Below are 24,281 nucleotides of genomic sequence, written 5' to 3'. Positions count from 1 at the left end.
GTCATCGCCATCTTGAGCGTCTGCTTGGCGTCATTAGCCTAAAAAAAAGAGCGCTTGCCTCATGAACATGGCAGCGGCATTTCACAACATCTATCAATCTAGGAGGTTATGAACATGAGCGTAAGCATCCCGCATGGCGGCACATTGATCAATCGTTGGAATCCGGACTATCCGCTTGATGAGGCGACCAAAACGATCGAGCTCTCCAAAGCCGAACTGAGCGACTTGGAGCTGATCGGAACGGGCGCCTACAGCCCCCTCACTGGTTTTTTAACGAAAACGGATTACGACGCGGTTGTTGAAACCATGCGTCTTTCTGACGGCACCGTCTGGAGCATTCCGATCACGCTCGCGGTAACCGAAGAAAAAGCGAAAGAGCTCGCCGTCGGCGATAAGGCGAAACTCGTTTATCGTGGCGACGTCTACGGCGTCATTGAGATCGCTGACATTTACCGCCCAGACAAAACGAAAGAAGCGAAGCTCGTTTATAAAACGGATGAACTTGCTCACCCAGGCGTGCGCAAACTGTTTGAAAAACCGGATGTGTATGTCGGCGGGGAGATTACGCTTGTCAAACGGACCGACAAAGGCCAATTCGCCTCGTTTTATTTTGATCCAGCAGAAACGCGGAAAAAGTTTGCTGAGTTTGGCTGGAACACCGTTGTCGGCTTCCAAACGCGCAATCCGGTTCACCGCGCCCATGAATACATTCAAAAATGCGCGCTCGAGATCGTTGATGGCTTGTTTTTAAACCCACTCGTCGGCGAAACGAAAGCGGACGATATTCCGGCTGACATCCGGATGGAAAGCTATCAAGTGCTGCTGGAAAACTATTACCCGAAAGACCGCGTTTTCCTCGGCGTCTTCCAAGCTGCGATGCGCTATGCCGGTCCGCGTGAAGCCATTTTCCACGCGATGGTGCGCAAAAATTTCGGCTGCACGCACTTCATCGTCGGCCGCGACCACGCTGGTGTCGGCAATTATTACGGTACGTATGATGCGCAAAAAATCTTCTTGAACTTTACGGCTGAAGAGCTTGGCATTACGCCGCTCTTTTTCGAACATAGCTTTTACTGCACGAAATGCGAAGGGATGGCATCGACAAAAACGTGTCCGCATGACGCGAAATACCATGTCGTCCTTTCCGGCACGAAAGTTCGTGAAATGCTGCGCAACGGCCAAGTGCCGCCGAGCACGTTCAGCCGCCCGGAAGTGGCCGCCGTTTTGATCAAAGGGCTCCAAGAACGCGAAACGGTCGCCCCGTCAGCGCGCTAAAGGAGGATCGCGATGAGCACGAACATCGTTTGGCATCACACATCGGTCACAAAAGAAGATCGTCGCAAGCGCAACGGCCATCATAGCGCCATCCTTTGGTTCACCGGGCTGTCCGGCTCCGGCAAATCGACGGTGGCGAACGCCGTCTCCAGACGACTGTTTGAGCTCGGCATTCAGAATTATGTCTTAGACGGCGACAACATCCGGCACGGGCTCAATAAAGATCTCGGCTTTTCCGCCGCCGACCGGACAGAAAACATCCGCCGCATCGGCGAAGTGGCAAAGCTGTTTGTCGACAGCGGCCAGTTTGTGCTGACGGCGTTCATCTCGCCGTTTGCCGAAGACCGGGCGCTCGTCCGCCGCTTAGTCGAAGAAGACGAGTTTATCGAAATTTACGTCAACTGCCCGCTTGAAGAATGCGAAAAGCGCGATCCGAAAGGGCTGTATCAAAAAGCTCGCCGCGGGGAAATCCGTGAATTTACGGGCATCGACTCGCCGTACGAGGCGCCGGAAGCACCGGAGCTGACGATCGAAACACACCGTTATTCGGTTGACGAATGTGCCGAGCAAGTGCTCGCCTACCTGCGCGAGCGAGGAATGATCCCGGCCGCGAAAACAGACTGATTCCCCCGTCCTCTGCCAAAAAAGAACGGGAGGTCATTTGACAAGGTCGTTTTCATCCCAAGGCAGACCATTTACAATAAAAGCAGCCGAGCATCCATGCCGCTTTCCAGCGGCTGGCTGAATCATGCACGAAGGGGCTGAAACAACGATGGGCAAAGTATATCTTGTCGGCGCCGGCCCCGGCGACCCGGAACTCATTACCGTCAAAGGATTAAAATGCATCCAGCAAGCGGATGTCATTTTGTACGACCGTCTCATCAATGAAGAGTTGCTTTCATATGCCAAGCCGGACGCCGAACTCATCTTTTGCGGCAAGCTGCCCGGCTTTCATGCCATGCAGCAGGAAACGATCAACCATGCGCTCGTCTGGCATGCCAAAAAAGGAAAAACGGTCGTCCGCTTAAAGGGCGGCGATCCGTTCGTGTTCGGGCGCGGCGGCGAAGAGGCCGAGGCGCTGGCCAAACATGGGATCGAATTTGAGATCGTTCCCGGCATCACCTCCGCCATCGCGGCGGCGGCTTATGCCGGCATCCCTGTCACCCATCGCGCGTTCAGCTCAAGCGTCGCCTTTGTCACCGGGCATCGGCGCGACGGAAGTCGTGACGAGATCAAATGGGAAAGCCTCGCCAAAGGCATCGATACGATCGCCATTTACATGGGGGTTCATCACTTGCCATACATTTGCGGCCAGCTGATGAAATACGGCAAAGCGCCGGAGACGCCGGCGGCGGTCATCGAATGGGGAACGACAACTGCTCAACGCACCGTCACCGGCACGCTCGCGACGATCGCCGGAATCGCCGCCAAGGAAAACATCCAAAATCCGAGCATGATCATGATCGGAGACGTCGTCCGGCTGCGCGCCAACATTCAATGGTTTGAGCCGTTGCTTGCGTCATCCGCAGCCGCTGGCGCAACATCGTGAGGCGATGGTGATGGAAGCTGTTTTATATGTCAGCCACGGCAGCCGCATTGCCGCCGCGCGCCATGAAGCGGCGCGTTTCGTCGAACAGTGCCGGAGGGCCATCGATATTCCGATTCAAGAGCTATGCTTTGTCGAGCTCGCGGAACCGGACATTGTCACCGGCGTTGACCGTTGTGTCGCCCAAGGGGCGACACGCGTCATCGTCGTTCCGCTTCTCCTTCTTTCTGCAGGGCATGCCAAACACGATATTCCAGCAGCATTGGACATCGCGAGACGGCGCCATCCGTCCGTTGATATCCTCTGTGGCGCTCCGTTCGGCGTCCATGAAGCAATGATCGACATCATGATCGACCGCATCAGCGAACAGTCCGCACCGCTTGACGGTGAATCGATGATCCTTCTTGTCGGCCGCGGCAGCAGTGATCCAGACACGAAGCGCGACATGTCCGCCATCGCTGCGCTTTTAAAAGAAAAAACGAACGTGCCGCACGTGGACGTTTGTTTTCTCGCTGCCATCCGCCCGACGCTTGATGAAGGGCTCGAACGGGCCTACGCATCGGCGTATCGGCGTGTGTTTGTCGTCCCGTACTTATTGTTTACCGGCGTCTTAATGAAAACGATCGAACGGAAGTTGCAGGGGTTCTCTGTTTCCGACAAGCAGTGGCATTTATGCTCTTACCTAGGCGATCACCCGCGGCTTGTGCTGCTCATTCAACAACAAGTATTATCGCTATCATCCGTAAAAAAAGGAGCTTGAACCATCAAGCTCCTTTTTTCATGTATTTTCCGACTCATCTATTATATGATGGAAGCAGAACAACCGTGATGAAGGAGGACTCATCGGCGTGAAAAGAGTTCATGTCATCGTGGAAGGGCGCGTGCAAGGCGTCGGGTTTCGATACTTCGTCCAACACGAAGCGCTAAAACGGCAGCTGACCGGTTGGGTGAAAAACAATGATGACGGAACAGTGGAAATGGAAGTTCAGGGGAATGAAAGCGCCCTTCAACTCTTTTTGGACACCATTGAAGCCGGAACGATGTTTGCCAAAGTCGCCCGCACGCACATCGAGCCGCGCGATGTCCGCTCCGATGAAAAACAATTTCGCATTATGTACGGGAGCGGCTTTTGACAACTAGGCTCATCCCCTCAAGCAGCGGCCTTCCCGGCTTTTTCGGCCATCGGGCCGGCAGAAGCGCCGGCCCGATGGCCAAAATCCGAAGGGACAGCGTCTTCCTTGCTTTTCTGATCGCCAAACCAAAAGCGGTTCTGCCTTTCCCGCGCTTCTCGCCGCTCACGCCGGCCGCAAATGCGGCGCCGCATAGTGGAAATATGTCTCCAAGATGGCCATGTTCGCCTGCTCATTTTTTCCCCGCGCTTCGCGACAAAGCGGGTCGAACATGTCGACAGCGGAGGGCGGGTATTCGCCGCATATGTCCACGCCGAGCACTTTTTTATGGAATAAGAGCAACCGCAGGCAGGCGAGCAGCTGGGATAGCGGAATCACTCCTTGATCCCAGTTCGTGACCGCGTCTTCGCGGCGAAGAGCGTCTTTATCGATGCTGATATAGATGCTTCCGGTCGGGATGGCCTCGATGAGCGCTTTTGGCCATTCATCATGATCATCAAATGGAAGAACAGTCATGTTCGGAGATAAACGGAGTTGATGCGAAGAAGCAGTTGGGCCAACGATAACGACTTTTTGCAACCGCGGATGCTTAAGTGCATAGGAGACCCATGAGCCGCACGAAATGACATCATCCCCTCCTTCAGCATCCGTATGGCGGTCAAAAAGCACAAGCGTAAACGGTTCGTTGATTTCTTTAAGCAATAAATACGTGACATAATGATAGTTGCCGCTGCCGATCAGCACCGCCCCGCGCTTCCGCCGCCGCTCAAGCCGCCGCTCAATTTCAGCAAGCGCCGCTTCGCTGCAATACAAATTCGTCTCCGGCACGTCGGCAAGATCGACCCATTCGTGCGGAAACTGAAACAGCCGCTTTTGCGATCGGTACACGCCGTCAAAATTCAGCATCGTGACACCATTGCCTTGAACCCCCATCGATCATCACCCTTCTTTCGTTGAATCAGCATTCAACGCTTTGTAGGTGCGGATGAGTCCAAGATGTGTCTCTTTTTTTATTATACAATAGGAGTCGAAATATTTCCGCTCACACGCCTCGGTCATGTACAATAATAGAAAAACAAACAGCAAGGAGGGAGCCGCTTGCAACCGATCGACACGGCAGCTGTACAAGAGGCGCTGAATCGTTTTGCCAATCGCGACGTATATATTCATTTGGAAACGACGAACGGAGCATACGCCTCCCATCATAACGAAGGTTTTTATTCCGTCGGCGCCTACATCCGCAATGCCTGCATCCGCTTCACCCGCGGCAAGATCACCGGCCCCGGGCCATATCGCGTCGGACTGAAGCTTGATCTTGGCTGGGTGTACGCCGAAGGGCTGACCCATTGGGAATGGACAGAAAAAGGACAGTTGCTGCTAGCAGGCCATGATGATCAAGGGAAATTGGCCGTGGCTCTCGAACTGAGCAACGAACCGTTTGTGTAAGGAGGGAGTTCCGTTGAACGAACGACATGTGCTCGTTGTTTTTCCCCACCCGGACGATGAAGCGTTCGGTGTGTCGGGAACGATTGCCGAGCATGCGCAAAACGGCACGCCGGTGACGTACGCTTGCTTGACGCTCGGAGAAATGGGGCGCAATATGGGCGTGCCTCCGTTTGCCAACCGCGAAACGCTTCCACACATCCGCAAGCAAGAACTGGAGGAAGCATGCCGCATTCTTGGCATTCATGATTTGCGCCTGCTCGGCTATCGCGACAAGACGGTCGAGTTTGAGGATGAAGAAGAGCTGGCTGACCAGATCGCCGCCATCGTGGCAGAAACGAATCCATCGCTTGTCATTACGTTTTACCCCGGCTACAGCGTCCACCCCGACCATGATGCGTGTGGAGCCGCTGTCATCCGCGCCTTAAAGCGCTGGCCGAAAGAAGAACGGCCAACCGTCCATTGCGTTGCGTTTGCGAAAAACTGCGAACAAGACCTTGGCCAGCCGGATGTCGTGCGCGATGTCAGCTCGGTGATCGATACGAAGCTGGCCGCCATTCGCGCCCACCGTTCGCAAACCGAAGGACTGATGCAAGCGGCATCCAAACGCGGCGATGCACTTGCTTGGCTCAAAACAGAACGGTTTTGGACGTATCGGTGGGATGATTAAGCGGTCGGACACCGATTTGGGTGGGGGCGCTTTGTTCCGCCCCCCTATTTTCCTATTGGGTGCGATCCCATTGTCCAAACGCATGCAAACATCGCTGTCCGGCCAGGCAGCTGCTATCTTCATCTATAGCCAAACATACGCTTCTTCGGCCAATTCCCCCTTCAGCACAGTGACCGCTTTTCCTTCCAGATGCACTCTCTCCCCCCGCCATCGTCACCCGCACAATGCCGCCGCGGGCTGAAGCTTGGTAGCCGACTAACGTCGTTTTCCCAAGCTTGTCCGCCCAATACGGCCCAAGGCAGCAGTGCGCCGAGCCGGTGACTGGATCTTCAGGAACACCAATAGTTGGAAAAAAAGCCCGCGATACAAAGTCTACTCCCTCCGTCATCGAGCGGCTTGTTACGATCACACCGAGGGCATCCACTTGTTGAAGCAAGTGAAAATCCGGCTGCAGCTCATGCACGATTCGTTCTGAATCAACTTCCACTAAATAGTCAAACCGGTTTCGCCCGATAAACAGTGGCTTTACCGCCAAGGCGTCGGTGAGCACGGCAGGAGGCGACTCGTCCAACATTGGCGCTTCATTCGGAAAATCAAGCCGAATCCAACCATCGTTGTTTATAGCCGTCAATACTCCGCTGTTCGTGAAAAAGGCAATCGCTTCATCTCGGCGGTGTTCCCCGCGCTCCCACAGCACATGGGCGCTCGCCAACGTTGCATGGCCGCACAAGTCAACCTCTGCTTTAGGAGTAAACCAACGCAGACGATAGCCGCCCTCATGTGGAACTAAAAAAGCCGTCTCAGACAAATTCATTTCTGCGGCAACACGCTGCATCCACTCATCACGGGCCGGCTGCGGCAACAAGCAGACGGCCGCCGGGTTGCCGGCAAACGGCCGGTCAGTGAACGCATCGACAATATACATCGGAATGTTCATAGCTCTTTCCCTCTTTCCCCATTTCGTTCTTTTTCGTTCGCCAATAGCTGGGCCAACTCTTCATCCCATCGGCCGCGCTGCCGGAAAGAATCAGCAGCGAGCGCCTGAAACAGCCGCTTCCGTCCCTCAGCGTCCTCCACTTCGCGCAATACAACGTCGCGGGCCCGCTGCAAAAACTGAAGATACGGCCCATACTCTTCGCCATACTTCTCCTCAAGCTGGCGGCGAATGCGGCGGGCCACCGCCGGACTTGCCCCCCCGGTCGACACGGCAATGGTAAGCGGACCGCGGCGGACAACAGCGGGAACGTGAAAATCGCATCGCTCCGGGTCGTCCACGACATTTACGAGTTGACCGGGTGTTGCTGCTTGCGCCACCGCTTCATTCACCTTGCGATCATTCGTCGCGGCAATCACCAAAAAGGCCTCCGCCAAATCGTCTGGGTCAAACCGCTTTTTCTTCCAAACGATCATCCCCCCCGCGGCCAACGCTTGAAGCTCCGGCTCCGCTTCAGGCGCAATCATCACGATTTCCGCCCCTGCCTCTAACAATCCATGAATTTTCCTTGCCGCCACCTTCCCGCCGCCGACAACGACCGCGCGGCGGCCGCGCACATGAAGAACAATCGGATACCCCACGGCGCAACCCTCCCATTCCAGCATCAGGCAGACTGAGTCGGTTTCTGCGCAAAAACAGGCGCAATCTTCCCGGACTGCCTGCCTTGGCAGACAACCAAAAGGCGTTTCCAACCAAAATGTAAAAAAAGAAGCCGTGCATTGAACACGGCCTTTTTCTTCATTATATCATCCTTGTTTCACTTCCTGAAGCCATTTCGCCAACCGTTCATTTTTCTTTTTCATATGCTCAAGCCATTGCGGAAGCAGCTTTTTCATCGCCTCCTGGTCGTTGTTCTCCATCGCTTGCCTCGTTTGTTCATGAAGCTGGTGAAGCTGTTGTTTTTCTTCTTTCGTCATCCACCGTTTCTTTTTATGCAACTGTTTCAGCTCTTGTTTAAACTGTTCTTTGGTGATTTTTTTATTGGCCAGCTGGTCGATGAGCCGGTCAAGCGCTGCTTCGCGCTCTTTTTTCATCTTTTTGCACTTTTCTTTGATGGCCTGTTTCACATTTTCATCGTTCAACTGCTGACGCAACGCGTTCCGCTCATCCAGCACTTTTTTCCATTCTTCTTCCTGCTCAGGCGTATATTTTTGGACCATCTCCATCCACTTTTGCTCGTCAAGTCCCTCATGCTTCCACATATGGCCGACCGGCAAATGCACATCGGCCCCCCCGCCTGCATGGCTTCGAGCAGACACCCATGACGGCATCGCCAGAACGAGCGAAGCAAAAAAGGCAACCCATAATTTTCTCATCATGTGCACTCCTTTTTTCATTTCGTTCACGATCCATCAACGACTAGACAGCTGGGATCAATCATTCTTTATTTTCCCTCCTTTGCGCTGCCTCCTTTCCGATCATTTACTCCTTCCTTATTTTCCCCGTTTTTTGGACATCTTTGCATAAAAAATGAGGAAACCCGCAAAACAATCGTGTTTCCTCAAGATATGAAGGAATCGTCTAGCGAAATTTCTCTTCAATGCGCCGCCCGTAGTCGCGCAATGCCTTCGAGTTTGTCTGCCCCCGTTTCTTCATCAGTTCCGCAAACCGAAGCTGTTTTTCCGTCCGCTTTTTCTCCAGCTCCCGTTTTTCCTCATCATCCTCGCAGCAACGAAGCAAGTCCTCGAGCGTCAAAAGTTCTTTGCGCAACTCCGCTTCTTCCCTCACATAGCCGGCGTTTTTCAGCAACAAATACCCGAGCCGCAGCTCCTCTGGAATGCGGGAAAGGTCTTCAATCTCAAGCGGTTTGCCGAAGCCGGGCAAGTTGTCGAACTCGCCGTTTTTCATCGCCTCGCGAATTTTCTCCTCGGCGATGCGCCAAAATCCGTCCATGTTACGTCAGCTCCTGCGCCTGCCGCCTCACGCGCTGCTCGTTTAAGAACCGGACGAGCTCGTCATACGGAAGCGGCGGGGAAAAATAATAGCCTTGCGCCTCATCGCACCGTTTTCCTTGCAAATAAGCCGCTTCGGTCTCCGTTTCGACCCCTTCAGCCAGCACCTTTACACCTATATTATGCCCGAGTCGGATGATCGCCGGCAAGATGACATCTTTTTTTCCTTGAATATGCTGAACAAACGAACGGTCGATCTTCAGCCGATCGATCGGCAAATCCGTCAAGTAGCTGAGCGAACTGTAACCAGTGCCGAAATCATCCATGCTGATCGTCACACCAAGCCCCTTCAGCTTTGACAAAATATCGAGCGCACGCTCCGTATCCATTGTCATTCGTTCCGTAATTTCCAGATCTAAATGGTGCGGCGGCAGCCCGGCGTCGGCGAGCAGGCTGGCGAGCTTATCCACAAATCGGCGGCTTTCAAACTCGTATGGCGACAAATTTACCGAGACAGACAAGTGCGGAAACCGGTCAAGCAGCTGTTTTGTTTGCCGGCAAGCCGTGCGGATGACCCATTCATTGATCGGAATGATCATGCCGGTCTGTTCGGCAACCGGGATAAACAATGACGGCGAAACCATCCCTTTTTCCGGATGGCGCCAGCGAATCAACGCCTCCATGCCGATCACTTGCCGGTCGTGAAGCCGAATTTGCGGCTGATAGTACAATTCAAATTCCTCATGTTCAAGCGCACGCCGCAAGTCGCGTTCCATCGCCATCTTTTCATTGAGACGAATCGCCATCGGCTCCGTGAAAAAGAGAAAATCGCTCGCCGCTTTTTTTCGCGCCTCGTAGCGGGCAATATCCGCCTTGCGAATCAACGTTTTTGCATCCTCCCCATCTTTTGGGTAGACGCTGATGCCGATGTTCACGGTCACATATAGCTCAAGGCCGTTGACAACGATCGGTTCGTCAGCAGCTTCAATCAACCGTTTCGCTGCTTCCTCCGCTTTTTCATTGGCGCTATCCGGCAGCACAGCGATAAATTCATTTCCGCTCCAACGTCCAACCATAATTCCTTTCTGTTCTCGCCAAAGGCGGGCCAGCTGGAGCAAGACCTCATCTCCAACAGCATAGCCGTAAAAATCGTTGATCGTCTTAATGCCGCTCACTTCCAAAAACATGACAGCCGCTTCTTGGCCATTCCGTTTAGCGCCGGCGAGGCATTGTTCGATCTGTTTATACATCGCTTCCTTGTTCGGGAGACCGGTCAGTTCATCATGGCTGGCAAAGTATTGCAGCCGCCTTTCGTTTTGCTTCTGCTCGGTCAAGTCGCGGACGGCAGCAACCATCACATTTTGCCATTCGTAATCGTAACGGCGCTGCAACACTTCCGCCGGAAACACCGTTCCATCCTTTCGGCGCAGTTCGATTTCAAACCGCTTGCGCTCCCCATCCGAGCGAGCTTCTGTCATCGACCCTTGAACTACAAGATCATCTACAGGCAAATGAACCAATTCACTTTCTGTATAACCAAGCAAGCGACACGCCGCCTCATTGACTTCGATAATTTTGCCGCCCGCATAGACGATCAAGCCTTCCATCGTCATTTCCGCCAGCCTCCGCAGTCGATGCTCGTTGGATGCGAGCGTTTTTTTATAGACAGCCAACGCCTTCCGTTCCATTTGTTGATGCAAAGCGAGCAAATAGGCAACCGCTGACGCCAAAAACATGGCCATCATCGTCCACAGGGCCTTTTTCCGTCCTCGTTGCAAATGTTGCTCATACGTTTTGGCATCAAAATCGATGCCAACAACCGCATCCACTGTCCCGTCCGATTGACGAATCGGCATAAACGCGCTGATGCTTCTTCCCCATTCATCTGTTGTCGGATGTTGTTCCATCGCAAACCGGCCGTGGAACGCCTCTTCGATCTCTGGAAAATGGCGGCGGTAAACCGTCCCAGGTGGAACCGCTTGTTCCTTTTCGCCGTCGATGCGGCCGTTCCGATTGTAGTCAGTCGCTGGCGCTGCCACGAAATATAGCTCACCGTGTTCATTCTTTTTTAACGTATACACGCTCAACACGCGGCCATAATGTTGCCAACGCTCCAGCACCGCCATCACCATGTGATACGCAGGCAAATGTTCCGCCCTTTCATCGAGCCGTTCGTGCCCCATGGCGGCCAAATCGCCGGCAATCATGCCGGCGATTTGCTTTGCGGCTTCCTCATATTCACGATGTTCTTGTTTTTCAGCATAATGGATATAGATCATTCCTGCCCCTAAAAAAAGCAGGGAAACGGTGGCAAACACAACAGTCAGTCTCGGCGCCGCCAGCCATGGCGCATCCCCCCAATGCCGTTTTGCCATCCAATGGCCGTATACATAGACACCGCCGACCGTCAAAAAAAGGCCAAAGATATACAAGATATATTCAAGTTGGTTCGACATCATCCATCACCGTCATCGATTCTTCGACGCTTTGCTTTCATTATAAGACGGCCATTCTTCGCACTGCCTCCCTCCACCGTTCCTATTTGTTCGACAGCTTACGACATTCATCTGTCGGCCATAGGACTCGGGTATGAAACACCGTTTCCACGCTTACGGCCATAAAGCCAGGTCGGCCGAAACGAAAAGATCTATCTATTGGTATAAGCCTTTAGGACGAGGTGCTATATTTGTAACGGCGCTGTAACATTATTTAATCCAACTGTAAAAAACAAGTCTAGTTTCCTCTGCTATACTCTAGTTGAGAGACGTCGAATCGGAAAAGATTTTGTCGGGGGTTAGGGGAAATGAAAAAATGGTATTCTCTCCTGTTCGTATCCATGATCGTTCTATTTTCCTCCTTCTTTGTAAGCACTTCCAGTTCTGACGCAGCCGCCAACAAAGCACGGCTCATCATCGAAGCGAAAAAGCTGATCGGCACTCCTTACCGATATGGCGGGACGACGCCAAAAGGATTTGACTGCTCAGGATTTGTCTACTATACCCATAAAAAAGTTGGCGTCACCTTGCCTCGCACCTCTCGAGAAATGTACAAAAAAGGTACATACGTACATAAGTCCCAATTACAGCCAGGGGATTTAGTGTTTTTCGACACTTCCAAACAGACGAAAGGGGTCTCCCACGTCGCGATCTATATTGGCAACAACCAAGTGATTCATGCCGTTTCCCGCGGTGTCAAAATCGACAGCTTAAACAGCAGCTATTGGAAAACAAGATATGTCGGAGCCAAGCGTCTGTAGCGGTTCATTGCAAAAGCTCTCTGTCATATTAAGCGCGCTTAATAGGCAGGGGGTTTTTATTATGCAAAAAAAAAAGCGGCCCTCCGAAACCGAAGGGCCCAATATATATTCATAGGGGATCGGGGGAATACTTGGAAAACGTTACGCTATTATTCATTTCCTCCCTTTTCGTCTTTTATACATGAAAACAAAAAAATTTTTTATGATCCCCAGCCGCAACAGCTTCTCCCTCTCGTTTCGACAATGTGGACATAAAACCGCCGTTCTTGTCGAATGGTATAGATGATGACTGGTTGTCCGTTCATCGATTTTTGACAAAGGCAGGTGTTTCCGTTGTTCGCTTCCTCACAGCTGGGCGTTGATTTAGGGACGATGAATGTCAGGCTGTTCAGCCAGACGAAAGGGCTTCTGTTTGACGAACCAGCAACAGTCGCCTATAACCGCCAGGCGGACAAGCTCATGGCAATCGGCCAAAAGGCAAAACAAATGATCGGCAAAACTCCGCCCCATGTTGAAGTGACGTATCCATTGCGAAACGGCGTGATCGCTGATTTTGACCGCGCCAAGGCGCTGTTGCAGCAAGTCTTTAAACAATCAAGCAAACAGCTCGGCCTCGCTTTCAAAAAACCAGACGTCGTCATGAGCGTCCCATTCCACGCCACCTCCGTCGAGCGCCGCTCTTTTTACGAAATCGCCAAACATTGCGGAGCAAAGCATATTCAGTTTATTGAGGAACCCGTCGCAGCCGCCATTGGCGCAGACTTGCCGGTCAGCGAGCCGGTCGCCAACGTCGTCGTTCATCTTGGAGCCGGCAAAACGGAAGCGGCGATCATCTCGTTGGGCGGCGTCGTTGCCTGCCGCTCGCTTCGCATCGGCGGCAACCAGCTTGACGAAGACATTATGCAATATGTCCGCCAGCACTACAGTTTGCTAATCGGCGAACAGACGGCCGAACAAGTGAAAATCGAAATCGGCAGCGCCCCGGGAACGGTCATGGAACAGTCGGTGACGATCCATGGCCGCGATTTTGTCACCGGCTTCCTCAAAGCGGTGTCCTTGGACCCAACCGAAGTGCAAACGGCCATCAAAGAATCGCTTTGGCAAATCGCCGAAGCCATTCGCGCTGTTCTTGAAGAATGCCCGGCCGAACTGAGCGGCGACATCATCGACCGCGGCGTCGTGCTCACCGGCGGAGGCGCCTTGCTGCATGGCATCGAGCAATGGCTGAGCACGGAACTGCACGTGCCCGTGCATGTCGCGCCCAATCCGGCTGAAGCGGTCGCCATCGGCACAGGGAAGGCGCTTCGGGCGATGCCAAAGCGCCTCGATGCAGCGCTGTAGCTTATTTCCAACTCCCAATCATGGAAGCAACTCAAAGCCCCCGCGTCATCGCGGGGGTTCTTGTTAGACCGGCTATGGACATCCCTGGCGCGCAAGAGGCCGCTCACTGTGGTGTTAGGACGTCTGCCAAATGCGCTCCTCCCCTTGCGCTGCCTGTGCTCCCTCGGCGGCCTCAAGCAGCAAGTCCACAATATGGACGGCGCGGACGCTTCCTGACAGCCCGGCCCGTTCAATGCCAAGTTTCATTTGCAGCAAGCAGCCTGGGTTCGCCGTCACGATCGTCGTCGCTTTCGTTTGTTTCGCCATTTCCATTTTGTAGTCTAAAATTTGCATTGACATCTCCGGTTCCACAAGGTTGTAAATGCCGGCCGATCCACAGCAGCGGTCAGCATCTTTCATCTCGCGGAACTCGACGCCGTCAATCGCCCGCAACAAACGGCGCGGGGCTGCCGCTGTTTTCATAACGTTGCGCAAATGGCACGAATCTTGGTAGGTGACCGTTTGCGGCGCCACGCGGAGCGGCCGTTGATGAAATCCCAGTTCGACAAGCACTTCGGAAATATCTTTCACTTTCGCCGCAAACGCCGCCGCCCGTCCGCGCCATTCGGGATCGTCTTTTAGCAAATGTTCATATTCCAACAAAAACGCCCCGCAGCCGCCGGCGTTCGTCACAATGTAGTCGACGTCGAGCTGCTCAAAAGCGGAAATGTTTCGCTTGGCCAACTCTTTCGCCATCTCTTTTTCCCCGCCATGGCCGTGCAGCGCCCCGCAGCACCCTTGGGACGGCGGAATGATGACTTCGCAGCCGGCGAGCTGCAACAGACGCAGCGTCGCATCGTTTGTCGCCATAAACATCGTATCCATCAAGCAGCCGGCGAAAAAGGCGACCCGTTTTTTCACCGCATCATCTGGGTTGAAGCGATGCGGCCGGTTTTTCATCTCTTTTGCGGTCGGCACGTCCGGCAACACGCGCTCCATTTGCCGGAACGAGGCCGGAAGCAGGCGAAGCAGCCCGGTTTTGCGGGCAAGCGTCCGCAAGCCGGAGCGCTGATACCAACCGAGAAGCGCCGTCGCCTTCCGCATCCGTTCTTGATGCGGAAACAGTCCGGCAAACACAAGCTTGCGGATGAGGCGAACCGGAAGCGGCATTTTTTTATGCTGGGCGATAATGTCACGCGCCTCTTCCAACAGATGGCCGTAGCGGACGCCGGACGGACAGACTGGTTCGCACGCCCGGCATCCTAAACATAAGTGGAGCGCTCGTTCCACTTCCTCGTCCGGTTCAATCAAACCGTCCACGACCGCTTTCATCAACGCAATCCGCCCGCGCGGCGATTGGGCTTCTTGCCGCCCCGATTCGATATACGTCGGGCATGATGGCAGGCAAAAGCCGCAACGCATGCAGTTCATCAGCTCATTTTCATCCATCCGTTCTTGAAACGCTTTTTGAATGAGCGCTCGTTCTGTCTTCGTTGTCATCGTGCCACCACCACCCGTTTTCTCGTGCTTTTGGCGAACACTTTGCCCGGATTCATAATATTGTTCGGGTCGAGCGCCTGTTTGACCGCTTTCATGGCGGCAATGCCGGCCGGGCCGAGCTTCCATTCCAAATACGGCGCTTTCATCACCCCGACGCCGTGTTCACCGGTAATCGTGCCACCCAATTCAATCGCTTTGGCGAAAATTTCTTCAAACGCTTGTTCCACCCGCTCCATTTCTTCACGGTTGCGGGCGTCGGTCGGGCAGGTCGGGTGCAAGTTGCCGTCGCCGGCATGGCCGAACGTACAGATCTTTACTTGATACTTCTCGGCAATTTCGTTGATCGCTTTGACCATTTTGGCGATTTCCGAGCGCGGCACGGTTGCGTCCTCTAAAATCGTCGTCGGTTTCAAACGCGCCAGCGCCGACAGCGCCGCCCGCCGCGCCGTCCGCAGCGCCTCTGCTTCTTCCTCCGAGCGGGCGAGCTGAACGGACACCGCCTGCTCGGCCCGGCAAATATCGGCCATCTTTTTCATATCGCGCTCTACCACTTCCTTCGGTCCATCCTGCTCAATCAGCAGCACGGCCTTGACATTGGTCGGCAAGCCGATGCGGGCAAAATCTTCGACCACTTCCAACGTCGGCTGGTCCAAAAACTCGAGCGTCGCCGGTATGATTTTGTTGGCGATGATTTTCGACACCGAACGGGCGGCCGCCTCCAAATCTTGATAAAGGACGAGCATCGTTTGCTTCGTCTCCGGCATCGGGATGAGCTTGAGCGTCGCTTCAGTGACGATGCCAAGCGTTCCCTCCGATCCGACAAACAGACGGGTTAAATCATAACCGGCTACATCTTTTGCCAGCTTGCCGCCGGTGCGGATGACATCGCCGTTCGCTAGGACGACTTCCAACCCGAGCACATAGTCGCGCGTCACCCCGTATTTCAGACCGCGCAAGCCGCCTGAGTTTTCGCTGATGTTGCCGCCAATCGTTGAAATTTTCATCGACCCCGGGTCCGGCGGATAAAACAATCCTTTTTCTTCAACGGCTTTCGCCAAATCAAGCGTCACCACTCCCGGCTGAACAGTCGCGGTTAAGTTTTCCTCATCAATTTCCAAAATGCGGTTCATATGGTTAAACAGAAGAACGATTCCGCCTTCGACCGGACACGTGCCGGCGCAAAGGTTCGTGCCCGACCCGCGCGGCACGATCGGGATGCGATACTCGTTGCAAATTTTCGCGATTTCCGCCACTTCCTGGGTAGTTCGCGGCGCAATGACCGCATCGGGGAGCGACTGAAACTGCGGCGTGGCATCATACGAATAGACGAGCCGCCCCGTTTTCGTGTCATCGTAGTTTTCAGCTCCCACGACTTGAATCAACCGTTTTTTCGCCTCATTTGGAATCAATGGTCTCACCCTTTCCACATCGTCTGCATTCGTCGACAGTGGAAAAGGGGCCGGGCTTGGCGCCCGTTTCCATCCAGGCCAAGCCTCGTCCCCCCTTCGTTGCCGTTACGGAATCATCCACGACAATACCGTCGATTGCAAGTAAACAAGAATGCCAATCAAGATGATTAAGAACACGCTATGTTTGACCGTGAAGCGAAACAAGTCGGATTCTTTGCCGGTCAAACCGACGGCCGCGCAGGCGACCGCGATTGACTGCGGCGAAATCATTTTCCCGACAACGCCGCCCGATGAGTTGGCCGCCAACGCCAGCACCGGATCCATGCCAATCGATGTCGCCGTCACTTTTTGCAAGTTGCCGAACAACAAGTTCGACGACGTGTCGGAACCGGTGATAAACACGCCGAGCCAGCCTAAAATCGGCGAGAAGAACGGGAACAACGGGCCTGTTTTGGCCAACGCCATCCCAAGCGTCGTGCTCATGCCTGACGAGTTGGCGATGTAGGCAAAGCCGACAACCGAAGCGATCGTGATGATCGGGAATTTCAATTCGTTAAGCGTTTCCACAAACGTACGCGCCCAATCTTTCCACGAGATGCCGATGATGAACTTTGTGACGACCGCCGCCAGCAAAATCGCCGTCCCAGCCGCGCCGAGCAGCTCAAGCTTATACACCGCAGCGATCGGCTGGCCGCTTGGGTTCAAAATTTGGTTGTTGAGCCCCGGCACAGGCGGCATAAACGTCAAGTGGACGCCGATAGCGTTGGCCAACTTCAACAAGCCGTTTGTCCCTTCATAATGGCCGGTGAGCGCCGCCTTCACCTGCGGGATGCCCCACAGTGAGATCAAAGCCGTCAGCACGAGAAACGGCGACCAAGCGCGGAACACTTCCCCGCCGCGTTGCGTCGCGCGAGCAACTTGCCCAGCGGCCGCCACTTCCGACTCCGTTGCAAAGCGGAATGTGCTTTTCGGCTTCCAATATTTCAAAAAGACAGCCAACGCGACGATCGAAACGAGCGAGGACAAAATGTCCGGCAGCTCCGGTCCTAAAAAGTTCGAGGTGAAATATTGCGTCAGCGCAAACGAAACACCGGAAACGATAATGGCCGGCAACACTTCCACCGTCTTTTTCCATCCCGCCATAATCAAGACAAGATAGAACGGAATGAACACCGATAAAAACGGCAGCTGCCGCCCAACCATTTTTGAGATTTCCATCGCCGGCACGCCAGTCGGCCCTTCCATCGAGATGATTGGAATCCCGACCGCCCCGAACGCCACCGGCGCTGTGTTGGCGATCAAGCAAATGCCCGCGGCATAAAGCGGGTTGAACCCCAACCCGGCCAGAAGCGCCGCTGAAATCGCCACCGGCGCGCCAAACCCAGCCGCTCCTTCCAAAAAGGCGCCAAACGAAAAGGCAATCAGCAGCGCCTGCAGCCGCCGGTCTTCGGTGAGCGAGACAACCGAATTGCGGATAATGTCAAAGTGGCCTGTTTTCACCGTCAGCTTGTATAAAAAGACAGAGGTGATGATGATCCAGCCGATCGGGAGCAGCCCGTACACCGCGCCTTGCGTCACTGACATCACCGCTTTTCCAGCCGGCATTCTGTAAGCGATTACAGCCAACACCAAAGCAAGCAGCAGCGTCGTCAACCCAGCGATGTGCCCTTTCATCCGCTTGACAGCCAGCGCCCAAAAGAAATACAAAATCGGAATGAGTGCAACAATGGCCGATAACCAAAGCTGGTCGGCGATTGGCGTGAAGTCCTGCTTCCACATGCGGTTTTCTCCTCCCCTTTGCGCCTGACTTCGCGGCGTTTGCGAGATCGTCCGCCCATCCTTTTCATTCTAGTCTTCTAGTCATCAGATGACCGGATAAGAAACGCCGTCTGTCTCAAATTATAAAAGCGTTTTCAGCAAAAGACAATAGTTGTTTTTGTATTTTTTTGAACTTTCCATCCATTGTGTTTCCCCACGCCGATGTTGACAGAGAACGGGATGACCATCCTGCTTGTCGGTACGGTCGAAGTTTCTTGACGATGTTGACTACGACCCATCCCGTCCCTTTCACACTTCGCCATGCGCGATGGAATCACGTTGGCTTCCCCAAACCGCTGACGCCCTCGGCCGCAAGCAACAAAAAGCGCTTGTCTCGATCCATGATGCTGTATCATAATAGACAGTGCAGGAGATTTCCTTCTTCACAACCGGAAAGCTACTTTAATCGTATTTGAGGTGGATCCATTGGCGTTTAAACGGATTAAAACAAAAAAAATTTACGAAGAAGTGGCCGAAGCCATTTTTGATATGATTAAAAACGGAGAGCTAAAACCTGGTGATAAACTCGATTCCGTTCAGCAGCTGGCCGAACAGTTTCAAGTCGGACGGGCCGCCATTCGCGAAGCGCTCACTGCGTTGAAAGCGATGGGGCTGATCGAGCTCAAACAAGGAGAAGGAACGTATGTGCGCGAGTTTGACCCGACAGTGATGACGTTTCCGCTATCCATTGCTGTCTTGATGAACAAGGAAGATATTTGGCATTTGCTTGAAGTGCGCAAGCTGCTTGAGGCAGGCGCCGCCTCGCTCGCTGCCGCCAAGCGGACAGACCGAGACCTCGATGCGATGACAGAAGCGCTTCGCCAAATGAAAGAAGGGATCGGCAGCGATGAGCTTGGCGAAAAAGCGGATTTGGCCTTCCATATGGCGATTGCGGCGGCGTCGCAAAATCCGATGCTTGTAAGCATTATGAACAGCGTCTCCGGCATGATCGTTGAAACGATGCGGGAGACGCGCCGCATATGGCTGTTTTCGAAACAAACGACAACCGAAAAGCTGCTTGCCGAACACCAAGCTATTTTTGAAGCCATTCGCGACCAAAATCCGGACGCCGCCCGGGCGCGCATGCTGGAACATTTGACCAATGTCGAAAACGTGCTGCGCCGCTACATTCGCACTCAACAACCCGACTGAGTGCGTTTTTTCTTTTTTTCAAAAAAGGGCTACGAATCTGAAAAAAACATTTTATAATAGACATATAGTCATCAGATGACCCGTTCATTAAGCTCGGTACACGGGAGGGAGAACCGATGAAAGTCTCGTTATTCGTCACCTGCCTCATCGATCTCTTTTACACGAATGCCGGCAAAGCGACCGTCGAACTGCTCGAGCGGCTCGACTGCGAGGTTGATTTTCCGGAGGCGCAAACGTGCTGTGGCCAGCCCGCGTATAACAGCGGTTATGTCAAAGAGTCAAAAGAAGCCATGAAACAGATGATGCGCGCGTTCGCCCACGCTGATTACGTCGTCACCCCATCCGGCTCGTGCGCGGCGATGTTAAAGGAATATCCGCACATTTTCCACGGCGACCCGGAATGGGAAGCGGAGGCGAAACGGCTCGCAGCGAAAACGTACGAGCTGACGCAATTTCTCGTTGACGTCCTGAAAGTCGAAGATGTCGGCGCCTCGTTTCACGGGCGGGCGACGTACCATACGTCTTGCCATATGACCCGCCTTCTTGGCGTGAAAGACGCACCGCTCCGGCTGTTGGAACATGTCAAAGGGCTTGAGCTCGTTCCGCTGCCGAACGCCCATCAGTGCTGCGGATTTGGCGGCACATTTTCCGTCAAAATGGGGCCGATTTCCGAACAAATGGTTGATGAAAAAATCGAGCATATTGAAGAAGTGGAAGCCGACTATTTAATCGGCGCCGATTGCGGCTGTTTACTAAACATCGGTGGACGCATCGCGCGGCTCGGCAAGCCGATCCGCGTCATGCATATTGCCGAAGTGTTGAATGCGCGCAACTAAAGGAGGGAAGCGAACATGCCGATGAAAATCGAAAACGGGCCGTTTTGGAAACGGGTCCGAGAAAACTTGGACAACGACTTTATGCGCGGGGCGGTCGCCGGCATGCAAGACCGCGGCTATGTGCGGCGGCTTGGCGTCATCAAAGAGCTCGGCCATTGGGAGGAGTGGCGCTCACTCGCCGAACAAATCCGAAAGCATACGCTCGAAAACTTGGACTATTATTTAATGCAGCTTAGTGAAAACGTTGCCAAACGGGGCGGCCACGTCTTTTTCGCCCGGACGGCCGAAGAGGCGAACGACTACATCCGCCGCATCGCTTTGGAAAAACAAGCGAAAAAAATCGTTAAATCGAAATCAATGGTCACGGAAGAAATCAACTTAAACCCGGTGCTGGAATCCATCGGCTGTGACGTTGTCGAAACGGACCTTGGCGAATACATTTTGCAAATCGATGACCATGACCCGCCGTCGCATATCGTCGGTCCGGCGTTGCATAAAAACAAAGAGCAAATTCGCGACGTCTTCCGCCGCAAGCTCGGCTATACGAAGTCGTCCGATCCGGTTGAACTCGCCCGCCATGCCCGTGAGATGCTGCGGCGCGACTATTTGACAGCCGACATCGGCATTACCGGCTGCAACTTCGCCATCGCCGAATCGGGCTCGATTACGCTCGTTACGAACGAAGGCAACGCCGACTTGGTGACAGCGCTGCCGAAAACGCAAATTACGGTCATGGGAATGGAGCGGATCGTTCCGACGTTTGAGGAGATGGAAGTTCTCGTCAGCATGTTGACACGCAGCGCCGTCGGACAAAAATTGACGAGCTACATCACCGTCCTCACCGGCCCGCGCGACGAAGGCGACGCTGACGGTCCGGAAGAGTTCCATCTCGTCATCGTCGACAACGGGCGTTCGTCGATTTTAGGCACGGAGTTTCAACCGGTGCTGCAATGCATCCGCTGCGCGGCCTGCGTCAACGTCTGCCCGGTATACCGCCACATCGGCGGCCATTCGTACGGCTCGATTTACTCCGGCCCAATCGGAGCGGTCTTGTCGCCGCTGTTGGGCGGTTACGACGACTACAAGGAGCTTCCGTACGCGTCCTCCCTTTGCGCCGCCTGTACGGAAGCGTGCCCGGTGAAAATTCCGCTTCATGAGCTGCTTATCAAACATCGCCAAATCATCGTGGAGCGCGAAGGAAAAGCGCCGACCGCAGAAAAATTGGCGATGAAGGCGTTTCGTCTCGGGACCGCCTCACCGTCATTGTACCGGTTCGGCACGAAGTTGGCACCAAGCGCCTTCGCCCCGTTTGCCGAAGACGGGCGCATCACAAAAGGCCCCGGCCCGCTCAAAGCGTGGACGGAAAGCCGCGAATTTCCGGCGCCAAGCAAAGAGCGGTTCCGCGATTGGTTTCGCAATCGCCAAAAAGGAGGGAATCCGTCATGACGCGTGGTGCTATTCACAACCGTGACGCGTTTTTAGAACACATCGCCCATCGCCTCGGGAGAGCTCCCCGCCTGTCCGGCGTCTCCCGGCCGCAATGGAGCGATCAGCCGCAATGGAAAGTCTTGGCTGGCTATAGCCAAGACGACTTGTTGGCAGTGCTTCGCGAACAATGTAAACTGATTCACACTGATTACATTGAGACGACAAACGCCGGACTTGCTGGGGTGCTCAAGCAACAAGTCACGGCTTATGGCGGCGGCCCGGTCATCGTGCCGGATGACCCGCGCTTTGCCGAATATGGGCTGTCCGCCTTGCTCCGCGACGAATGGCCCGCGGAGCGAACAGCCATCCATATATGGAATCCGGCGCTTGGACGCCAAAACATTGACGCCGCCGAACAGGCCAACGTCGGCATCGCGTTCAGTGACATCACCCTCGCCGAGTCAGGGACAGTCGTTTTGTTTTCGCGCAATGAACAAGGGCGGGCCATTCACTTTTTGCCGAAGACGTATATCGCCATCGTTCCGAAAAGCACCGTTGTGCCTCGCGTGACGCAAGCGGCGGCCATCATTCACGAGCAAATTGAAAAAGGCGTCCTCATTCCGTCATGCATCAACTTCATCACCGGCCCGAGCAACTCGGCCGACATTGAAATGAACTTGGTCGTCGGCGTCCACGGCCCGATGAAAGCGGCGTATATCATTGTCACCGACCGGTGAGCATGAGAAGACGGTGTCCATCATGGAAGGGCACCGTCTTCTTTTTCCCCAAAAAAACGCCCCGAAAGCGGACGCTCAGTAAACGCTTTTGGGGCAGCTTTTTGATCAATATTGCCGGCTCACATCGACCGCATTGGCAAGCGGTTCGCCCGTTTCGATGCGGCGGAGCGTGTCTAAAACGCTATGGGCGGCGGCGTCAACTGATGTCAGCGCCGCGATATGCGGGGTGATGATGACATTCGGATGAACCCAAAGCGGCGAGTGCGGCGGCAGCGGCTCTTCTTCGAACACATCGAGCACCGCCAGGCGGACATTTCGGTTTTCCAAGGCGCCGACAAGCGCCGTCTCATCAACCGTCGCCCCACGCCCAACATTGATAAAGCCCGCGTTGTGCAAACAGGCAAAAAACGTCTCGTCAAAGAGATGATGCGTTTCCTCTGTCAGCGGAAGCGCAGCGATCACCCAATCAGCGCAAGCAAGCGCTTCCCCCGCCTCTTCATGGCGGCAAACAGCCGAAAACGGCGGCGTGTCTCGGCCGCTTCGCGATACGCCGATCGGCGAAACGCCGAACAGACGAAGCGTTTCCGCGATGCGCCGGCCGATCTCACCCGTCCCATAAATGACAATCCGCTGTTCACCAAGCCGTTTCGGAGCGAGCGGCTTCCACTGCCGCTGTTCTTGATACCATGCATACACGTCATGACATTGGGCGTCGCGCAATAAGTAGCTGAGGCAATATTCGGCGATCTGCTCGCCAAATGACCCGATCGTCCGCGTCAGCAACACGTTCTTCTTCCATTCCTGCTTCCACAAAAACGCGTCAACGCCCGCGCCGAGCGAATGCACCCAGCGCAAATTGGCGAGCGAAAACGGCCCGGCCGGACGAAAGCCGACGTACGCATCCGCCCAGGCGAAATCATTGGCCGTCAATTCTTCTTCCGCCACAAAGCGAAACGCTTTATCCGGCCGCTTGTCCGGGAGAAGGGCGGCAAGCTCGGCATAAAGCCTTCCCGTCACGAGAATGCGTTGGATGTTCATGGCATCACACCACCCCCAACCGCTCAAATCAACGTCCCTTCTTCACGCTCGGCCTTTTTATTCGTGATATAGCCGGCAGACACGACCAAAATCGTCACACCGGCGGCAACCGCGTAGACGAACGGGCCATAAGAAAGGTGAACCCAATGCAGCACCCCTTCATCCCCCGCCATCATCTTTCCGGCCGTCCACGCCAAAATGCCCGACCCAACGTACGCGATCCATCGATGTTGTTCCATCACCCGGACGATCGCTTTGGAGCCGAAAATCATAATCGGGATGCTGATGGCTACCCCGAGCGCCAGCATGCCAAGATGCCCTTCGGCCGCCCCGGCCACAGCAACAACGTTATCAAGGCTCATCACTGCATCGGCAATGATAATCGTCGCAATCGCCTTCAACAACCGGTCTGATGATTGTACGTTCGCTTCCTCTTCCCGTTCGACAAGCACTTTATAGGCGATCCATACAAGCAGCAATCCGCCAACGAAGTGAACGAACGGGATGTTCAGTAAAAAGACAATGATGGCTGCAAACAAGATGCGCAGCAACACCGCCCCCGCTGTTCCCCAAAAAATCGCTTTGTTTCGCTGGTCTTTCGGCAGCCGCCGCGTCGCCATCGCAATGACGACCGCATTATCCCCAGACAAAATGATATCAATCGCAATAATCTTCCATAACGCCAACAGCGCCGCGGCAGAAATTGTCAATGATATACCCACCCTTTCCCCTTTGTCTCTCTTCTTCATCATACTGCAAATTCGACTGGGGGACAACAATGGAATAGACTGTCAATGCTCTCGTCCTAACCAATTATGGGGAAGGCTCACTGCATCG

General features: G+C 54.3%; 23 protein-coding genes and 1 pseudogene. 13 read left to right on the top strand and 11 right to left on the bottom strand.

Annotated elements, in window-relative coordinates; translation table 11 throughout:
- The first annotated feature begins 114 nt into the window (after positions 1 to 114).
- The 5 genes from sat to JCR24_RS10015 all read left to right on the top strand — a co-directional run bounded on the left by sat (position 115) and on the right by JCR24_RS10015 (position 3,954).
- Positions 115 to 1,275 carry a sulfate adenylyltransferase gene (gene sat / locus JCR24_RS10035; protein ID WP_011229919.1) on the top strand — a complete coding sequence of 387 codons (1,161 nt, stop codon included), beginning with the start codon at positions 115 to 117 and terminating at the stop codon, positions 1,273 to 1,275.
- Positions 1,276 to 1,287: 12 nt separating this feature from the next.
- Positions 1,288 to 1,899 (top strand): adenylyl-sulfate kinase, encoded by a 612-nt coding sequence (gene cysC / locus JCR24_RS10030; protein WP_011229918.1) that lies wholly within the window; start codon positions 1,288 to 1,290, stop codon positions 1,897 to 1,899.
- A gap of 148 nt (positions 1,900 to 2,047) precedes the next feature.
- A complete protein-coding gene (cobA, locus tag JCR24_RS10025) occupies positions 2,048 to 2,824 on the top strand; it encodes a uroporphyrinogen-III C-methyltransferase (protein ID WP_011229917.1) in 777 nt (258 codons plus the stop codon).
- Between the two features lie 10 nt (positions 2,825 to 2,834).
- On the top strand, positions 2,835 to 3,581 hold the full coding sequence (locus JCR24_RS10020; RefSeq protein ID WP_238980553.1) for a sirohydrochlorin chelatase: 747 nt from the start codon (positions 2,835 to 2,837) through the stop codon (positions 3,579 to 3,581).
- An 88-nt stretch (positions 3,582 to 3,669) separates the two neighbouring features.
- Complete coding sequence (locus tag JCR24_RS10015; protein WP_238980552.1) at positions 3,670 to 3,954, top strand: acylphosphatase; 285 nt, start codon at positions 3,670 to 3,672, stop codon at positions 3,952 to 3,954.
- A 162-nt stretch (positions 3,955 to 4,116) separates the two neighbouring features.
- Here the strand turns inward: JCR24_RS10015 and JCR24_RS10010 are convergent, their stop codons facing one another.
- Entirely contained in the window at positions 4,117 to 4,884 is a 768-nt protein-coding gene (locus tag JCR24_RS10010) for an arginase family protein (protein WP_238980551.1), read from the bottom strand.
- A gap of 165 nt (positions 4,885 to 5,049) precedes the next feature.
- Here JCR24_RS10010 and JCR24_RS10005 point away from each other — a divergent pair, with 165 nt between their 5' ends.
- Both JCR24_RS10005 and bshB2 read left to right on the top strand, forming a co-directional pair.
- Positions 5,050 to 5,397 (top strand): YojF family protein, encoded by a 348-nt coding sequence (locus JCR24_RS10005; protein ID WP_011229912.1) that lies wholly within the window; start codon positions 5,050 to 5,052, stop codon positions 5,395 to 5,397.
- A 13-nt stretch (positions 5,398 to 5,410) separates the two neighbouring features.
- Positions 5,411 to 6,064, top strand: a complete 654-nt coding sequence (bshB2, locus tag JCR24_RS10000) for a bacillithiol biosynthesis deacetylase BshB2 (RefSeq protein WP_011229911.1) — start codon at positions 5,411 to 5,413, stop codon at positions 6,062 to 6,064.
- A gap of 123 nt (positions 6,065 to 6,187) precedes the next feature.
- Here bshB2 and JCR24_RS09995 read toward each other — a convergent pair.
- The 5 genes and pseudogenes from JCR24_RS09995 to JCR24_RS09975 all read right to left on the bottom strand — a co-directional run bounded on the left by JCR24_RS09995 (position 6,188) and on the right by JCR24_RS09975 (position 11,409).
- Positions 6,188 to 7,001 (bottom strand): annotated as a pseudogene (locus JCR24_RS09995) (PhzF family phenazine biosynthesis protein).
- Positions 6,998 to 7,639 (bottom strand): precorrin-2 dehydrogenase/sirohydrochlorin ferrochelatase family protein, encoded by a 642-nt coding sequence (locus tag JCR24_RS09990; RefSeq protein ID WP_129447379.1) that lies wholly within the window; start codon positions 7,637 to 7,639, stop codon positions 6,998 to 7,000. Before JCR24_RS09990 ends, JCR24_RS09995 begins: the two are co-directional and overlap by 4 nt.
- A gap of 165 nt (positions 7,640 to 7,804) precedes the next feature.
- A complete protein-coding gene (locus JCR24_RS09985) occupies positions 7,805 to 8,374 on the bottom strand; it encodes a PX domain-containing protein (RefSeq protein WP_015373923.1) in 570 nt (189 codons plus the stop codon).
- A gap of 205 nt (positions 8,375 to 8,579) precedes the next feature.
- A complete protein-coding gene (locus JCR24_RS09980; RefSeq protein ID WP_013144260.1) occupies positions 8,580 to 8,951 on the bottom strand; it encodes a DnaJ family domain-containing protein in 372 nt (123 codons plus the stop codon).
- A gap of 1 nt (position 8,952) precedes the next feature.
- A complete protein-coding gene (locus tag JCR24_RS09975) occupies positions 8,953 to 11,409 on the bottom strand; it encodes a putative bifunctional diguanylate cyclase/phosphodiesterase (protein WP_238980550.1) in 2,457 nt (818 codons plus the stop codon).
- A gap of 344 nt (positions 11,410 to 11,753) precedes the next feature.
- Here JCR24_RS09975 and JCR24_RS09970 point away from each other — a divergent pair, with 344 nt between their 5' ends.
- Both JCR24_RS09970 and mreBH read left to right on the top strand, forming a co-directional pair.
- Entirely contained in the window at positions 11,754 to 12,206 is a 453-nt protein-coding gene (locus tag JCR24_RS09970) for a C40 family peptidase (RefSeq protein WP_238980549.1), read from the top strand.
- Between the two features lie 333 nt (positions 12,207 to 12,539).
- Complete coding sequence (mreBH, locus tag JCR24_RS09965; protein ID WP_238980548.1) at positions 12,540 to 13,547, top strand: rod-share determining protein MreBH; 1,008 nt, start codon at positions 12,540 to 12,542, stop codon at positions 13,545 to 13,547.
- 114 nt (positions 13,548 to 13,661) lie between these two features.
- On the opposite strand, the gene JCR24_RS09960 is transcribed toward mreBH, so the two are convergent.
- The 3 genes from JCR24_RS09960 to JCR24_RS09950 form a co-directional block, all read right to left on the bottom strand.
- A complete protein-coding gene (locus JCR24_RS09960; RefSeq protein ID WP_238980547.1) occupies positions 13,662 to 15,026 on the bottom strand; it encodes a (Fe-S)-binding protein in 1,365 nt (454 codons plus the stop codon).
- Positions 15,023 to 16,435: a glycolate oxidase subunit GlcD gene (gene glcD / locus JCR24_RS09955; RefSeq protein WP_238980575.1), complete on the bottom strand. Its 1,413-nt coding sequence runs from the start codon at positions 16,433 to 16,435 to the stop codon at positions 15,023 to 15,025. Before glcD ends, JCR24_RS09960 begins: the two co-directional genes overlap by 4 nt.
- A 105-nt stretch (positions 16,436 to 16,540) precedes the next feature.
- On the bottom strand, positions 16,541 to 18,214 hold the full coding sequence (locus tag JCR24_RS09950) for an L-lactate permease (RefSeq protein ID WP_238980546.1): 1,674 nt from the start codon (positions 18,212 to 18,214) through the stop codon (positions 16,541 to 16,543).
- A gap of 465 nt (positions 18,215 to 18,679) precedes the next feature.
- Here JCR24_RS09950 and JCR24_RS09945 point away from each other — a divergent pair, with 465 nt between their 5' ends.
- From JCR24_RS09945 to JCR24_RS09930, 4 genes are all read left to right on the top strand, one after another.
- A complete protein-coding gene (locus tag JCR24_RS09945) occupies positions 18,680 to 19,405 on the top strand; it encodes a FadR/GntR family transcriptional regulator (protein WP_047757535.1) in 726 nt (241 codons plus the stop codon).
- A gap of 116 nt (positions 19,406 to 19,521) precedes the next feature.
- Positions 19,522 to 20,241, top strand: coding sequence for a (Fe-S)-binding protein (locus JCR24_RS09940; protein ID WP_238980545.1), 720 nt, complete (start codon positions 19,522 to 19,524; stop codon positions 20,239 to 20,241).
- Positions 20,242 to 20,256: 15 nt separating this feature from the next.
- Entirely contained in the window at positions 20,257 to 21,687 is a 1,431-nt protein-coding gene (locus JCR24_RS09935) for a LutB/LldF family L-lactate oxidation iron-sulfur protein (RefSeq protein WP_238980544.1), read from the top strand.
- Positions 21,684 to 22,406 carry a LutC/YkgG family protein gene (locus JCR24_RS09930; RefSeq protein ID WP_238980543.1) on the top strand — a complete coding sequence of 241 codons (723 nt, stop codon included), beginning with the start codon at positions 21,684 to 21,686 and terminating at the stop codon, positions 22,404 to 22,406. The genes JCR24_RS09935 and JCR24_RS09930 overlap by 4 nt, the downstream gene beginning before the upstream one ends.
- Before the next feature lie 105 nt (positions 22,407 to 22,511).
- Here JCR24_RS09930 and JCR24_RS09925 read toward each other — a convergent pair whose 3' ends face one another.
- On the bottom strand, positions 22,512 to 23,444 hold the full coding sequence (locus JCR24_RS09925) for a D-2-hydroxyacid dehydrogenase (protein ID WP_238980542.1): 933 nt from the start codon (positions 23,442 to 23,444) through the stop codon (positions 22,512 to 22,514).
- A 23-nt stretch (positions 23,445 to 23,467) separates the two neighbouring features.
- Positions 23,468 to 24,196 (bottom strand): TerC family protein, encoded by a 729-nt coding sequence (locus tag JCR24_RS09920; protein ID WP_185968142.1) that lies wholly within the window; start codon positions 24,194 to 24,196, stop codon positions 23,468 to 23,470.
- Between the last annotated feature and the right edge of the window lie 85 nt (positions 24,197 to 24,281).

This window comes from Geobacillus sp. YHL (assembly GCF_022341265.1).
Taxonomy (GTDB): Bacteria; Bacillota; Bacilli; order Bacillales; family Anoxybacillaceae; genus Geobacillus; species Geobacillus thermoleovorans.
This window is presented reverse-complemented; position numbering and strand designations above follow the sequence as displayed.